Source organism: Actinoplanes cyaneus (assembly GCF_016862095.1).
In the GTDB taxonomy this organism is placed as follows: domain Bacteria; phylum Actinomycetota; class Actinomycetes; order Mycobacteriales; family Micromonosporaceae; genus Actinoplanes; species Actinoplanes cyaneus.
In genome coordinates, this window is the sequence record NZ_BOMH01000004.1 from 154,909 (window position 1) to 170,530 (window position 15,622).

The following is a 15,622-nucleotide window of genomic DNA, read 5'->3' on the forward strand; positions in this document are numbered from 1 at the left end:
GTTGTCGAGGGTGCCGAAATCGGCTAGGCGAAGCCGTGGTCGATTTCGGTGCCCTCGACAACGACTCAAAGGGCGCGATCCCCGCCGAGCGGAGCGAGGCCATCAGGCACAGTCTCGGCGTCGAGCAGGTAGAGCAGGGTGTCGCGGTGCATCGACGCGATCGGGTCCAGCAGGTCGGGGTGGCGCAGCAGCGCCGCGGCCTCGCGGTCGCGGGCGTCCGGGGCGAGCAGCCGGCGGAACTCGCTGGGCAGTCCGCCGGTCCGGCGGCCGTGCGGGCGCGGGCGGGGCTCCGGCGCCGGGGTGGGCGCCGGCACGGCCGCGATCACCGCGTCGACGCCGCGGCGGGCCAGCATCGGGTCGGCGAGCAGGCACGCGGCCCAGCTGACGACGACCTCGTCGACCCAGGTGCGCCAGCCCTCGCCGTCGGCGAACTCGTCCTCGGGCTCGCTGCCGGCCTTCCAGTCCAGCAGCGCGGAGCCGCCGGGGCCGGCGATCGCGACGAGCGCGGCGTCGATCTCGGTCGGGTAGCGCAGCCAGGCGGCGACCGTGACGGCCTGCCGGGCCTGCAGCTCGGAGAGCGTGTGCGCAACCGTGTTCGACTCCCCACCGGGGTATGCCCGGGCCAGCCAGTGGGTGCTGGCGGCGATCACCGGGGACAGTGCGGTCGACGGTCCGGCCACGACGTTCTCCTTGCCTCAGGCGCCGGGCCGGTGTTCGGCTGGCGTCGAAGGGATAACTCGGTCGCCGGGGCGGGGCCTTGAGTAAGGTTCCTCGATGGCAACGCACGGCAACCGAGGCACACCCGAGGGCCTGGAGCTGCTTCCCGACCCCGCTCGGCCGGGCGGGTGGACGCTGCTGGTGGACGGGGTCCCGCAGTCATACGTGGACGTGGCGGATCCGGAGCACCTGGCGTTCGGCTACGTGGAGCTGATCGCCCGCTCGGTGCGCGCCCGCAGGTCCGTACCGGGAAGGATCCTGCATCTGGGTGGGGGCGCGATGACCGTGCCGCGCCTGGCGGCCCGGTGGTGGCCGGGGGTCGCGCAAACCGTGGTGGAGATCAACGGCGAGCTGATGGACCTGGTCCTGCGGGAGATCCCGCCGGCGTTCCCGGTGGAGCTCGTCGCCGGCGACGCGCGGCAGGTGGTGGGGACGACCCCCGATCGCTCGTACGACGTGATCGTCGTGGACGTCTTCGACGGCGCCGCGATGCCCGCCCATCTGGGCACCGTGGAGTTCGCGCGGGAGCTGCGCCGGGTCCTGCGGCCGGACGGGCTGGCGGTGATCAACGTGACGGACGTGCCGCCGATGGCCTTCACGAGGATTCAGGTGGCCACTGTGGCCGCCGTGTTCGGTGAGACCGGGACCGCGCTGCTCGGTGAGAACGATGTGCTGCGGGGGCGCCGGGCCGGCAATCTGATCATGCTCGCCGGAGCGATTCCCTCGCTGAGGGTGAGGCGCGGCGAGCGCCTGTTGCGGGAAGGTGAACTTGTCGTGTTTTCCAGCGGCGCGCGGCCCCGTACGGATGCGAAGGCGTAGGGACGGTCCGGTAGGTTGAGAGTGCATCGGCGATCGGCCGTTTCGCGGCGCCCTCCAAGTTTCAGATCCTCCACTCCGGGGAGTCATAGGACGACGGCGGTGGTTTTTCCGGTCGCCGAGTCCTCCTGAGCCCCTCTGACTACGGTGGAGATCATGACCGGTCGCTTCCCCATCGAAGACGTGACGCCGGCCGTTTCCGGTGGCCGTTACCCCGCCAAGGCGGTGGTCGGCGAACTGGTGCCGGTTTCCGCGGTGTCCTATCGCGAAGGACACCACGCCCTGGGTGTCAATGTGGTATGGCGTGGCCCCGACGGGGAGACCAAGCCGTTCACCCGGATGACCCCCGGCACGCCGGGCCTGGACCAGTGGCACGCGACGATCCGGCCGGACCAGGTCGGTCGCTGGACGTTCACGGTCGAGGCGTTCGATGACCCGTACCGGACCTGGCGCGACGCCGTCGTGAAGAAGATCGGCGCCGGCCAGGGCGCCGAGGACCTGGCGAACGATCTCGCCGAGGGCGCCGACGTGCTGGACCTGGCGACCAAGATCGTGCCGGCCGAGCACGAGGAGCGGGTCCGCGACGCGGCTGCCGCCCTGCGCGACGAGCAGCGGTCGCTGTTCTCCCGGGTCACCCCGGCGCTCGACCTGGAGGAGCTGCTCTGGCACAACCCGGTCCGGCAGCTGGTCACCACCACGCGATCGTTCGCCGTCTGGGCGGATCGCGAGCGTGCCCTCTACTCGGCGTGGTATGAGTTCTTCCCGCGCTCCGAGGGCGCCGAGGTCGGCCCGGACGCCACCCCGATCAAACACGGCACTTTCCGTACGGCGATGAATCGTCTCCCGGCGATCGCGGAGATGGGCTTCAACGTCGTCTACCTCCCCCCGATCCACCCGATCGGGAAGATCAACCGCAAGGGCCGCAACAACACCCTGGTCGCGCGGCCGGTGGACGTCGGCTCGCCGTGGGCGATCGGCTCGGACGAGGGCGGCCACGACGCGATCCACCCGGAACTGGGCACCCTGGAGGACTTCGTCGCCTTCCGGGAGCGCGCCGAGGAGCTGGGCATGGAGGTCGCGCTCGACCTCGCGCTGCAGGCCGCGCCGGACCACCCGTGGGTCAAGGAACACCCGGAGTTCTTCACCACCAAGGCCGACGGCACCATCGCGTACGCCGAGAACCCGCCCAAGAAGTACCAGGACATCTACCCGATCAACTGGGACAACGACTACCGCGCGCTGCGTGACGAGGTCTACCGCGTCGTCATGCACTGGGTGAACAACGGCGTGCGGATCTTCCGGGTCGACAACCCGCACACCAAGGCCGTCAACTTCTGGCAGTGGCTGATCCCCAAGGTCAAGGAGACCCACCCGGACGTGCTGTTCCTCGCCGAGGCGTTCACCCGCCCGGCGATGATGAACGGGCTCGGCAAGATCGGCTTCACCCAGTCGTACACGTACTTCACCTGGCGCACCACCGCGCAGGAGATGCGCGAGTACATGGGGCAGCTGCTCACCTCGATCGACTGGATGCGCCCCAACTTCTGGCCCAACACCCCGGACATCCTGCACGAGTCGCTGCAGCACGGCGGCCCGCCGATGTTCAAGATCCGCGCGGTGCTGGCCGCCATGCTCACCCCGTCCTGGGGGATGTACTCCGGCTACGAGCTGTTCGAGCACGTTCCCCGCCCCGGCGCGGAGGAGTACATCGACAACGAGAAGTTCGAGCTCAAGCCCCGCGACTACGCCGCCGCCGAGCGGGCCGGTCGCTCGCTCGCGCCGTACATCACCACGCTGAACCGGATCCGCGAGCAGAATCCCGCCCTGCACTGGCTCCGCAACCTGCGCTTCCACGAGATCGACAACGGCGCGCTGCTGTGCTTCTCCAAGCGCGACGCCGACACCGGCAACACCGTGCTGGTCATCGTCTCGTTCGACTCCACCAACGTGCAGTGGGGCAACACCACTCTCGACATGGCCGCCCTCGGGTTCGACTGGCACGACCGCTTCACCGTGGTCGACCAGATCTCCGGGGCGACGTACGAGTGGGGGCAGTACAACGCGGTCCGGATCGACCCGTACGTCGAGCCGGCGCACATCTTCGTGGTGCAGGCGGGGTAAGGGGACACCTGATGGACTTGGCAAGCGAGCACGACCCGGCGCAGGGAAGTCACAACGAGGACGGCGTGGTGGAGCACCCGTCCTCGGAGGACTTCGGCCACGCGCGGGCCCTCCCGGCGGACCGCACCTGGTTCCAGCGCGCCGTCTTCTACGAGGTGCTGGTCCGGGCGTTCTACGACTCCGGGTCGGACGGCGGCGGCGACCTGCGCGGCCTGATCGAGCGGCTGGACTATCTGCAGTGGCTGGGCGTCGACTGCCTCTGGCTGCCGCCGTTCTACGATTCGCCGCTGCGCGACGGCGGCTACGACATCCGCGACTTCTACAAGGTGCTGCCGGAGTTCGGCACTGTCGACGACTTCGTGGCGCTGCTGGACGCGGCGCACAAGCGCGGCATCCGGGTGATCACCGACCTGGTCATGAACCACACGTCGGACTCGCACCCGTGGTTCCAGGCGTCGCGGCACGACCCGGAGGGGCCGTACGGCGACTTCTACGTCTGGAACGACACCAGCGAGAAGTACCAGGACGCGCGGATCATCTTCGTCGACACCGAGGAGTCGAACTGGACGTTCGACCCGGTGCGGCGGCAGTTCTACTGGCACCGGTTCTTCTCCCACCAGCCGGATCTCAACTACGAGAACCCGAAGGTGCAGGAGGCCATGCTGGACGTGCTCCGGTTCTGGCTGGACCTGGGCATCGACGGCTTCCGGCTGGACGCGGTCCCCTACCTCTTCGAGGAGGAGGGCACCAACTGCGAGAACCTGCCGCAGACCCACGCGTTCCTCAAGCACTGCCGCAAGGTGATCGACGACGAGTTCCCCGGGCGCGTGCTGCTCGCCGAGGCGAACCAGTGGCCGGCCGACGTGGTGGAGTACTTCGGCGACGCGAAGTCCGGCGGCGACGAGTGCCACATGGCGTTCCACTTCCCGTTGATGCCGCGCATCTTCATGGCCGTACGGCGGGAGTCGCGTTTTCCGATCTCGGAGATCCTGGCGCAGACGCCGGCCATCCCGGAGAACACCCAGTGGGGCATCTTCCTGCGCAACCATGACGAGCTCACGCTCGAGATGGTCACCGACGAAGAGCGCGACTACATGTACTCCGAGTACGCCAAGGACCCGCGGATGAAGGCGAACGTCGGCATCCGCCGCCGGCTGGCCCCGCTGCTGGAGAACGACCGCAACCAGATCGAGCTGTTCACCGCGCTGCTGCTGTCGCTGCCCGGTTCGCCGGTGCTCTACTACGGCGACGAGATCGGCATGGGCGACAACATCTGGCTCGGCGACCGCGACGGCGTGCGCACACCGATGCAGTGGACGCCGGACCGCAACGCCGGCTTCTCCACCGCCACCCCGGGCCGGCTGTACCTGCCGGTCAACCAGGATCCGGTCTACGGATACCAGGCGGTCAACGTGGAGGCCCAGCGGGACAGCGCGACCTCACTGCTGAACTGGACCAGGACGATGCTCGCGGTGCGCCGCCGGCACGAGGCCTTCGCCGTCGGCACGTTCCGCGAGCTCGGCGGCTCGAACCCCTCGGTGCTGGCCTACCTGCGGGAGTACGGCGACGACGTGGTGCTCTGCGTCAACAACCTGTCGCGCTTCCCGCAGCCCATCGAGCTCAACCTGCAGCACTGGAACGGGTACACCCCGGTGGAGCTGACCGGCCACGTGAACTTCCCGCGGATCGGCCAGCTGCCGTACCTTCTCACCCTTCCGGGCCACGGCTTCTATTGGTTCCAGCTATGCGGGTCCGAGGAGAAGCAATGACGCTGCCCTATGCCGAGTGGTTACCGAAACAACGCTGGTACGCCGGGCGCAGCCGGGTGCTCGCGGACGTCAAACAGGCGTCCGCCACCCCGCTGGGCCAGGATCTGGAACTGGTGCTGATCGACGTCTCGTACACCGACGGCAGTTCCGAGCGCTACCAGCTGATCGTCGGCCGGGGCGCGGAGCTGCTGCCGGAGTACAGCACGGTCGCCACCATCGGCACCGACGACCAGGGGCGCCCGGCGTACGACGCCCTCTACTCCCCCGAGGCCGCGCGGTACCTGCTCGGCCTGGTGGACGCGTCCGAGCCGGTCGGTGACCTCACGTTCCAGAAGGAGCCGGGCGCCGAGCTGCCCCGGGACCTCTGGCCGCGGGTGTTCGACGCCGAGCAGAGCAACACCAGCGTGATCTTCGAGCAGGACGCGATCCTCAAGGTGTTCCGCCGGGTCACCTGCGGGATCAACCCGGACATCGAGCTGAACCGGGTGCTCGGGCGGGCGCAGAACCCGCACGTCGCGAAGCTGCTCGGTTCGTTCGAGACCACCGACGACGCCGGCCAGTGCGCGCTCGGCATGGTCACCGCCTACGCCGCGAACTCGGCCGAGGGCTGGGCCATGGCCACCGCGTCGGCCCGCGACCTGTTCGCCGACGCGGAGTTCCGCGCCGACCAGGCCGGCGGGGACTTCCAGGGCGAGTCGTACCGGCTCGGCGAGGCGGTCGCGTCGGTGCACCTGACCCTGGCCGAGGAGCTCGGCGCCGGGCCGTCGCCGTTCCCGGTCGACGTCATGCTCGCCCGGCTGCGGACCGCCGCCGACGCGGTGCCCGAGCTCCAGCAGTACCTGCCGGCCATCACCGAGCGGTTCGAGAGCCTGACCGGGAAGGAGGTCACCGTCCAGCGCGTGCACGGCGACCTGCACCTCGGGCAGGTGCTGCGCACCCCGGAGGCCTGGCTGCTGATCGACTTCGAGGGCGAGCCGGGCCAGCCGCTGGACGAACGGCGCCTGCCCGACTCCCCGCTGCGCGACGTGGCCGGGGTGCTGCGGTCGTACGAGTACGCGGCGTACCAGCTGCTCGTCGACCAGGACGACGACGAGCACCTGGCGGCCCGCGCCCGCGAGTGGGTGGACCGCAACCGGGCCGCGTTCTGCGACGGCTACGCGCACGCCTCGGGTCTCGACCCGCGCTCCGAAGAGGCCCTGCTGGCGGCGTACGAACTGGACAAAGCGGTATATGAGACCGCGTACGAAGCACGGCACCGGCCCGGATGGCTGCGGATCCCCCTCCGCTCCATCGCCCGGCTGGCCGGCTGACCACCAATGTCAGAGGAAGCGAAGATGATCGGGCACACCACCTCCCGCCTGGCCGCCGACGAGCGGGCCATGAACGCCGTGATCGCCGGCGACACGCACGATCCGCACGCCGTCCTCGGGGCACACCCCGGCGGGGGGCACACCGTCGTCCGCACCCTGCGCAAGGGCGCCAAGCAGGTGACCGTGCTGCACGAGGAGCAGCGGTACGAGACGACCCTGGTCCACCCGGACGGGATCTTCGCGGCCGAGCTGCCCGGGACGGTCCTGGACTACCGGCTCGAGGTGGACGGGACGCAGTGCGACGACCCGTACCGTCACCTGCCCACGCTGGGCGAGCTGGACCTGCACCTGATCGGCGAGGGCCGGCACGAGAAGCTGTGGAAGGTGCTGGGAGCCCAGCCGCGCGGCACCGGCGTGGCGTTCGCGGTGTGGGCCCCGGGCGCCCGCGGCGTGCAGGTGATCGGCGACTTCGCCGGCTGGGGGCCGTACGACGGGTGGCCGATGCGCTCGCTCGGCTCCAGCGGGGTCTGGGAGATCTACGTGCCGTCCGCGCACGTCGGCACGAAGTACAAGTTCAAGATCCTCGGGCGGGACGGGCAGTGGCGCGAGCACGCCGACCCGCTCGCCCAGCACACCGAGGTGCCGCCGGCCACCGCCTCGGTGGTGTTCCAGTCGTCGTACGAGTGGCACGACGAGCCGTGGATGCGCTCGCGCGCCACCAAGGCGTGGCACGAGGAGCCGGTCAGCTGCTACGAGGTGCACCTGGGCTCGTGGCGGCCGGGGCTCTCCTACGTCGAGCTAGCCGAGCAGCTCGTCGACTACGTCGTCGAGACCGGCTTCACGCACGTCGAGCTGATGCCGGTCATGGAGCACCCGTTCGGCGGCTCGTGGGGTTACCAGGTCACCGGCTACTTCGCCCCGACCTCCCGCTTCGGCAACCCCGACGAGTTCCGCTACCTGGTGGACAAGCTGCACCAGGCCGGGATCGGCGTGATCCTCGACTGGGTGCCGGCCCACTTCCCCAAGGACGCGTGGGCGCTGGCCCGCTTCGACGGCACCCCGCTCTACGAGCACGGCGACTGGCGGCGCGGCGAGCACCCGGACTGGGGCACGTACGTCTTCGACTTCGGCCGCACCGAGGTGCGCAACTTCCTGGTCGCGAACGCCCTCTACTGGTGCGAGGAGTTCCACGCCGACGGCCTGCGGGTCGACGCCGTCGCGTCCATGCTCTACCTCGACTACTCCCGCAAGGACGGGGAGTGGACGCCCAACCAGTACGGCGGCCGGGAGAACCTCGACGCGATCAGCTTCCTGCAGGAGATGAACGCGACCGTCTACAAGAACCACCCCGGCGTCGTCACGATCGCCGAGGAGTCCACGGCGTGGCCCGGCGTCACCCGGCCCACCCACCTCGGCGGGCTCGGGTTCGGCTTCAAGTGGAACATGGGCTGGATGAACGACACCCTCTCCTACATGGAGAAGGAGCCGATCTACCGGCAGTGGCACCACCACCAGATGACCTTCGCCACCGTGTACGCGTGGAGCGAGAACTACGTCCTGCCGATCAGCCACGACGAGGTGGTGCACGGCAAGGGCTCGCTGACCGGCAAGATGCCCGGTGACCTGTGGCAGAAACTGGCGAACACGCGGGCCCTGCTCGGCTTCATGTGGGCGTTCACCGGCAAGCAGCTGCTCTTCATGGGCGCCGAGATGGGCGACCTGCGGGAGTGGAGCGAGGAACGCGGCCTGGACTGGGGGCTGCTCGAGGACCCGCAGTTCGGCGGCGTCAAGAGCCTGGTCACCGACCTGAACCGGGTCTACAAGGAGACGCCGGCGATCTGGACGCAGGACACGCAGGCGTCCGGCTTCCGCTGGATCACCAGCGACGACTCGCAGCACAACACGTTCTCGTTCGTCCGCTTCGCCCCGAACGGCGACCCGATGGCGTGCATCGTCAACTTCGCCGCCGTCCCGCACGAGAACTACCGCATCGGCCTGCCCCGCGCCGGCCGCTGGCTGGAGGCGGTCAACACCGACAGCGAGCTCTACGGCGGCTCGGGCGTCGGCAACCTGGGCGCCGTTCACGCCGAGGACATCCCGTGGCACGGCTTCGACCACTCGGCGGCGCTGCGCGTGCCGCCGCTCGGCGCCCTCTGGCTCAAGCTCGAGAAGTGACACCCTGATCGGGGCGGGCTCCGGCCCGTCCCCCTCACCGTCGCACCCCTGAGCGCCAGCTGTCCGCAGCCGGCGCTCGGGGGTGCTTCACCATGCGCCACCAGGCCCCAGCTGGCACTCACGGGTGCTTCAACAGGCCCGACACACCCCTCACCACCAGCCGACCGGCCTCGGCTGGCACTCACGGGTGCTTCGACAGGCTCGACACACTCGTGATCACCAGCCGGCCAGGCGCGGCAGGCGCTGTGAGAGCTGTGCCGGGAGGAACCCGGCTCGAGGGACCGGATCAGGCGCGGTCGCGGGCGAGCCACTCGGACGCGAGGATGCCGAAGAGCAGGTCGTCGGTCCACTCACCCTTGATGAACGTCTGCTGCCGCAGCAGGCCCTCGCGCGTGAACCCCAGCCGCTCCATCAGCGCCGCCGACCGCGTGTTCCGCGCGTCGCACTCCCCCATCACCCGGTGCACGCCCTGCAGACGGAACAGCCGATCCAGCACGGCACTCACGGCCTCGGTCGCGAAACCCTTCCCCTGGTACGCCGTAGCGAGCGTGAACCCGATCTCGGCCTGCTTGAGGTTGTCGTGCAGCCGGACCCCGACGTCGCCGACCAGTGTCCGCTCGGCGGCGTGCTCGATCGCGTACTGGAACCAGCCGGGCTCGTCGGGCGAACTGGCGGCGAAGTTCCGTACGGCAAGCTCGGCCTTCTCCAGGGGGAACGGCGCATCCCAGGACTGGTAGCGAGCCACCGCGGGATCCGACCGGTACTCCGCCAGGGTCGGCGCGTCGGACGCCCGGAAGCGCCGCAGGATCAGCCGTTCCGTCGCCATCAGCACCCGCCGAGGATATGTCACCCCGGGTGGGCGCCCTCCGGGGCAGGACAGGTGACGGAAACGGCGGGCCGGGGCGTGAACGCCCCGGCCCGCCGGTGATCGGTATCGGTCAGGAGCTGAACAGGATGTCGTCGAAGACCACCTGGTCGCCGACAGGGGCGGTGCCGCTGCTCGCGAACGAGTAGCCGAGCAGCCCGGTCGTGCCCGCCTTGGTCGGCGGGACCGACGTGGCGACCACGGTGCCGCCGACGCTGACCGTGGCGCTGGTCGTGCTCGCCTGCACCTTGATCGTGCTCCACCTGCCGGCCGGGACGGCGCCCGCCCCGGTGAGCGCGACCCAGGCCGAGCCGGTGTAGCGGGCCAGGCTGCCGTCGGCGCGGGCCGCGAAGTGGTAGGCGTCCACCGTCGTACCGTCGGCGGCCTTGCCCTGCACGTCGAAGAGGAACGCGTTGGGCAGCGTGACCGGGTTGGCCCGGAACTCCAGCGTCCGGGTCGCCGAGGTGGTGCTGACCGGCCACGCGGCCTTGGCCATCGCGTCGGTGGCGGTGTCGTTCAGGCGCAGGGCCCGGCTGCTGCCGTCCACGCCGCTGCGGGTCACCCAGGTCTGGGAGAGCTGGTTGAAGCCGCGCGGGCGGTTGTTGACCGGGTCGTTCTCGAACGAGTTGACGGTCGAGTACAGCTCCAGCTCGTTGAGGAACGCGGCCCCGTCGGCGCCCGCGTCGACCTCCACCTTCAGGTAGCGGGCCTTGGCCGTGACCGTGAAGTACTCCAGAGCCAGGTGGGTCCGGTTGGCCGCGTCGACGATCGGGTTGCCCCAGTTCACGCCGTCGGCCGAGGCGTAGACCCGGCCGGAGGCGAGCGTCCCGTTGCGCAGGCTCAGGCCGAGCCGGGTCAGCTGGTACTCCCGGTCGAGCGTGATCGTGTACGTGCCGGCGCCGTCGGTCCGGGCGGCGCTGGACCAGTAGTCGGTGCTGCCGTCGAACGCGCCGGCCGGGCCGGTGCGCGGCCGGCCGTCCGGCGTGGCCGTCATGTCGGTGCTGACCTGGATCTGGCCGAGCCGGTACTTGGTGGCCAGGTCGATCTTGCCGACGTCCGGGGTGAGCACGTCGGCGAAGCGGCGCCAGATCCGCCGGCCGTTGTCGACCGTGTAGCCGCTGTCACCGGCCGGGCAGGACCAGGTGATGTCGCAGTTGTCGCCGACCTGCAGCACGCGGTTGCTCTCCACCGAGGCCAGCGCGGTGTTGCCGGTGGAGCCGTGGAAGCGGTACCCGGTGGTCGGGCAGTTGCGGTAGGTGAGCTGGCCGACCCAGCCGGTGCCCTGCCCGTTGGTGGAGATCGCGACCCAGTTGTCCGGCCGGCCGGCGCTGAGCACCATGACACCGTTCGGCATCAGCTGCAGCTGCGGGAAGACGCCGAGCAGCTCCGGTTTCGCGTCGTCGTAGTTGTCGTACCCGTTCGGGAAGGAGACGGCGAGGTTCTGCAGGGCCGCCCAGGTGACGCCGCCGTCGGCGGAGGTGGTCCAGCGCGGGGTGTCGAGCTCGTTGAAGTTCGTGCCGTTCCACACGTGGTGGCGGACCACCGACAGCAGCTTGCCGCTGGGCAGCGCGGCGACGGCGGCCTCCGGGTAGCTGTTGGCGCCGGTGCTGTCGTAGGCGATCGTGCCGCGGGTGGTGAAGCTGCCACCGCCGTCGGTGCTGGCCGCCACGAACGACGAGATCTGCTGGTAACGGCCCGGCGCCTGGTGGCTCCCGCCGAACTGGATGTAGTAGCTGATCAGCACCGTGCCGTCACCGAGCTGGAACGGGGCGCCGTGGGTGCGGATGCCGCCGTCGAGCGGAATGCCGAGCTGGATGATCGTCGGCGAGGTGACCCAGGTCGTGCCGCCGTCGGTGGAGCGGTACACCTGGAAGGTCGCGCTGCTCGTGGTGGTCGACGTCGGGATGAAGTCGATGCCGAGCAGCGTCCCGTCACGCAGCTGGGTGGTGGGCACGCCCGGCGTCTGGGTGAGTGTCGAGGCGGGGAACGTCTGGCCGCCGTTGGTCGAGGTGACCTGGGCGGGCGGGGTGCGGTCGGAGCCCACGTCGAGGCCCCGGCTGAACGTCGTGGTCACCGTCCGGCGAGGGGTGCCGTCGGTGTTCACCTCGTCGCGGGCGCTGACTTTGGGGAACGCCGCCTGGGCGCCGTCGGTGAAGACCGTGCCGAGCTCACCGCCGCTGCCGACGTTGAGCACGTAGCCGGTGGCGCTGGGTCCGACGTCGGTGGTGGGCGAACCGTTGACAGGGGTCTTGCAGGTCGTGTCGTTCGAGGTCGCGGCCTGGGCCGGGCTGGGTGACAACGTCATCCAGCCGGACACCGCCGCGACCACCCCGGCAGTCAAGGCTCCCGTGATTCTGCGTGACATGATCACAATCTACGGGAGTCGATCGACGGACGGCGATCAGACCTCCACCACGTCCGCGATGATCACGGTGACGTTGTCCGGAGCGCCGTTCTCCAGGGTGCGGTTGATCAACTCGGCCGCGCACGTGCGCCGGTCCGGGTTGTCGCGCAGCGTCTGCGCGATCACCGCGTCCTCCACGTAGTCCGAGAGACCGTCGGAGCAGAGCAGGTAGCGGTCGCCGACCTTGGCCGGGATCATCCGCCCGGCCGGCCGGAACGGGCCGCCCTGCACGGCCTGCGTGACCAGCGCCCGCTGCGGGTGCCGCCGCGCGTCGTCCGGCGTCAGCACACCCTGATCAACCAAGGCCTGCACGTACGTGTCGTCGCGCGTGAGCTGCTGGAACTCGCCGTCGCGGAGCAGGTAGCAGCGAGAGTCCCCGACGTTGAGCGCGGCCAGCCGGTCCCCGGAGAGCAGCAGCGCGGTCACCGTCGTGCCCATGCCGTCCCGGGCGTCGTCCTCGGCGACCGACTTCTCGATCTGCTTGTTCGCGACCTGGAGCGCCTCGATCAGATCCTGGAGCGGCTCGCCGTTGTCCGGTTTCTGGTCGACCTCGCCGAGGACCTGCACGAGGATGTCGCTCGCCAGCTCACCGGCGGGCAGACCGCCCATGCCGTCCGCGACCACGAAGAGGCGATTTCCGACGAAAACCGAGTCTTCGTTGTTGGACCGGACCAGGCCCTGATCAGTGGCGGCGACCGCCCGGACAGCAAGCGTCATGTAGCAACAATGCCAAAGCCTCCAAGGGTTGTCTCTAGTAAACGTCCACCTCCCCGCGAACGGCGGCGTGAACGAACGCGTTTCCGCAGGTCGCGGCGGCGCACCCGGCCGGGCGGTTCACCCGTGGGCCAGACACCGGCTGGGCGCGTCGCACGCGGCCCACGGGTGATCATCTGCCGCGGCGTGTGCGGGGCGGCGCGACAAGGCACCGCGGCCTCGGTAACAATCGTCGGCGTGACGACAGCGATCCATCAGCGCATTGCCTCCGAGCTCGGGGTCCGTGAAGGGCAGGTCACCGCCGCGGTCGAGCTGCTCGACGGCGGGGCCACCGTGCCGTTCATCGCCCGCTACCGCAAGGAGGTGACCGGCACGCTCGACGACGCCCAGCTGCGCACGCTGGAGGAGCGCCTGGGCTACCTGCGGGAGCTGGAGGAGCGCCGGGCCGCCGTGCTGGAGTCGATCCGCGCCCAGGGCAAGCTGGACGACGCGCTGGAGCAGCAGATCCTCGAGGCCGACACCAAGGCCCGGCTGGAGGACATCTACCTCCCGTTCAAGCCCAAGCGGCGCACGAAGGCACAGATCGCCCGTGAGGCCGGCCTGGAGCCGCTCGCCGACGGACTGCTGGGCGACCCCACCGTCGACCCGAAAGCGGCCGCTGAGGCGTTCGTGGACGCCGGGAAGGGGGTCGCCGACGCCCAGGCCGCCCTCGACGGTGCCCGGGCCATCCTGATCGAGCGCTTCGCCGAGGACGCCGACCTGATCGGTGAGCTGCGCGAGCAGATGTGGACGCGGGGCCGGCTGGTCGCCAAGGTGCGCGACGGCAAGCAGACCGACGGCGCGAAGTTCTCCGACTACTTCGACTTCGCCGAGCCGTACTCCAAGCTGCCCTCGCACCGCATCCTGGCCATGCTCCGCGGTGAGAAGGAGGAGGTCCTCGACCTCACCATGGAGCCGCACCCGGAGGAGGACGAGGGCTACTTCGAGGGCCGCATCGCCGGGCGCAACGGCATCACCGACCTGAAACGTCCCGGCGACAAGTGGCTGGTCGACACCGTCCGCTGGGCGTGGCGCACCCGGATCCTCATCCACCTCGGCGCCGACCTGCGGCTGCGGTTGCGCGAGGCCGCCGAGGACGAGGCCGTCCGCGTCTTCGCCGCGAACCTGCGCGATCTGCTGCTCGCGGCTCCGGCCGGCACTCGCGCCACGATGGGCCTGGACCCCGGTTTCCGTACGGGCGTGAAGGTCGCCGTCGTCGACGCCACCGGCAAGTGCGTCGACACCGCCGTGATCTACCCGCACGTGCCGCAGAACAAGTGGGACGAGTCGATCCACAAGCTCGCCGCGCTGGCCAGCAAGCACAACGTCGAGCTGATCGCGATCGGCAACGGCACCGCGTCCCGGGAGACCGACAAGCTCGCCACCGAGCTGATCAAGAGGCACCCGGACGCGAAGCTGACGAAGGTGGTCGTCTCCGAGGCCGGCGCGTCGGTCTACTCCGCCTCGGCGTACGCGTCGCAGGAACTGCCCGGCATGGACGTGTCGCTGCGCGGCGCGGTGTCGATCGCCCGCCGCCTGCAGGACCCGCTCGCCGAGCTCGTCAAGATCGACCCGAAGTCGATCGGCGTCGGGCAGTACCAGCACGACATCTCCGAGGTCAAGCTGGCCCGCTCGCTCGACGCGGTCGTCGAGGACTGTGTGAACGGCGTCGGCGTCGACGTCAACACCGCGTCCGCCCCGCTGCTCACCCGGGTCTCCGGGATCACCGCCGGGCTGGCCGAGAACATCGTGCTGCACCGCGACCAGAACGGCCCGTTCAAGAACCGCAACGAGATCAAGAAGGTCGCGCGGCTCGGCCCGAAGGCGTTCGAGCAGTGCGCCGGCTTCCTGCGGATCCGTGACGGCGAGGACCCGCTGGACTTCTCCAGCGTGCACCCGGAGTCGTACCCGCTGGTCCGGACGATCGCGGCGGACGCCGGCTCGGACGTCAAGACGATGATCGGCAACAGCCCGCTGCTCAAGGCCATCCGGCCGGACAAGTTCGTCACCGACACGGTCGGCCTGCCGACGATCACCGACATCCTCAAGGAGCTGGAGAAGCCGGGGCGTGACCCGCGCCCGGCGTTCACCACCGCCACGTTCGCCGAGGGGGTCGAGAAGATCGCCGACCTCAAGCCCGGCATGGTCCTGGAGGGCCAGGTCACGAACGTGGCCGCGTTCGGCGCGTTCGTCGACATCGGTGTCCACCAGGACGGGCTCGTCCACGTCTCCGCGCTGTCGGAGAAGTTCGTGCAGGACCCGCGCGAGGTGGTCAAGTCCGGTGACGTGGTGAAGGTCCGCGTCCTGGAGGTCGACCCGGTCCGCAAGCGGATCTCGCTGACCATGCGCCTCTCCGACGAGCCGAACCGCAACCGGCCGCCGCGCGAGGACCGCGCCGGTCAGGGCGGCGGTGGCCAGGGCGGCGCCGGCCAGGGCGGCGGTCAGCGCGGCGCTCAGGGCGGACAGCGCGGCGGAGGCCAGGGCGGCCAGCGCGGCGGTCAGGGCGGCGGCGGACAGCGCGGTCAGGGCGGTCAGCGCGGCGCTCAGGGCGGTCAGCCGCGTCAGGGCGGCGGACAGCGCGGCGGTGGCGGTGGCGGCGGCGGCGGCAACACCTTCGGCAACAGCGCCATGGCCGACGCCCTGCGCCGGGCCGGCCTCGCCAAGGACTGACGACCGGCAGGAGGGTCAGGGC

10 protein-coding genes are annotated in these 15,622 nt (G+C 70.2%); 6 read left to right on the forward strand and 4 right to left on the reverse strand.

The genetic code is table 11. From position 1 onward, the window contains the following. Positions 1–65: 65 nt before the first annotated feature. Entirely contained in the window at positions 66–680 is a 615-nt protein-coding gene (locus Acy02nite_RS03385) for a hypothetical protein (protein ID WP_203738279.1), read from the reverse strand. 94 nt (positions 681–774) lie between these two features. Here Acy02nite_RS03385 and Acy02nite_RS03390 point away from each other — a divergent pair, with 94 nt between their 5' ends. The 5 genes from Acy02nite_RS03390 (at position 775) to glgB (ending at position 8,908) form a co-directional block, all read left to right on the forward strand. Continuing rightward, complete coding sequence (locus tag Acy02nite_RS03390) at positions 775–1,536, forward strand: spermidine synthase (protein WP_203738280.1); 762 nt, start codon at positions 775–777, stop codon at positions 1,534–1,536. Positions 1,537–1,689: 153 nt separating this feature from the next. After that, entirely contained in the window at positions 1,690–3,654 is a 1,965-nt protein-coding gene (locus Acy02nite_RS03395; protein WP_203738281.1) for an alpha-1,4-glucan--maltose-1-phosphate maltosyltransferase, read from the forward strand. 11 nt (positions 3,655–3,665) lie between these two features. Continuing rightward, positions 3,666–5,423, forward strand: coding sequence for a maltose alpha-D-glucosyltransferase (gene treS, locus Acy02nite_RS03400; protein ID WP_203738282.1), 1,758 nt, complete (start codon positions 3,666–3,668; stop codon positions 5,421–5,423). Next, complete coding sequence (locus Acy02nite_RS03405) at positions 5,420–6,733, forward strand: maltokinase N-terminal cap-like domain-containing protein (RefSeq protein ID WP_203738283.1); 1,314 nt, start codon at positions 5,420–5,422, stop codon at positions 6,731–6,733. The genes treS and Acy02nite_RS03405 overlap by 4 nt, the downstream gene beginning before the upstream one ends. A 24-nt stretch (positions 6,734–6,757) precedes the next feature. Then, positions 6,758–8,908: a 1,4-alpha-glucan branching protein GlgB gene (gene glgB, locus Acy02nite_RS03410; protein ID WP_239174150.1), complete on the forward strand. Its 2,151-nt coding sequence runs from the start codon at positions 6,758–6,760 to the stop codon at positions 8,906–8,908. A gap of 286 nt (positions 8,909–9,194) precedes the next feature. On the opposite strand, the gene Acy02nite_RS03415 is transcribed toward glgB, so the two are convergent. From Acy02nite_RS03415 to Acy02nite_RS03425, 3 genes are all read right to left on the reverse strand, one after another. After that, a complete protein-coding gene (locus tag Acy02nite_RS03415; protein WP_239174161.1) occupies positions 9,195–9,734 on the reverse strand; it encodes a GNAT family N-acetyltransferase in 540 nt (179 codons plus the stop codon). A gap of 112 nt (positions 9,735–9,846) precedes the next feature. Continuing rightward, a complete protein-coding gene (locus Acy02nite_RS03420) occupies positions 9,847–12,138 on the reverse strand; it encodes a discoidin domain-containing protein (protein ID WP_203738285.1) in 2,292 nt (763 codons plus the stop codon). Positions 12,139–12,174: 36 nt separating this feature from the next. After that, positions 12,175–12,894 carry a PP2C family protein-serine/threonine phosphatase gene (locus tag Acy02nite_RS03425; RefSeq protein ID WP_203738286.1) on the reverse strand — a complete coding sequence of 240 codons (720 nt, stop codon included), beginning with the start codon at positions 12,892–12,894 and terminating at the stop codon, positions 12,175–12,177. Positions 12,895–13,128: 234 nt separating this feature from the next. Between Acy02nite_RS03425 and Acy02nite_RS03430 the strand changes: the two genes are divergently transcribed. Continuing rightward, a complete protein-coding gene (locus Acy02nite_RS03430) occupies positions 13,129–15,600 on the forward strand; it encodes a Tex family protein (protein WP_203738287.1) in 2,472 nt (823 codons plus the stop codon). Positions 15,601–15,622: the final 22 nt, after the last annotated feature.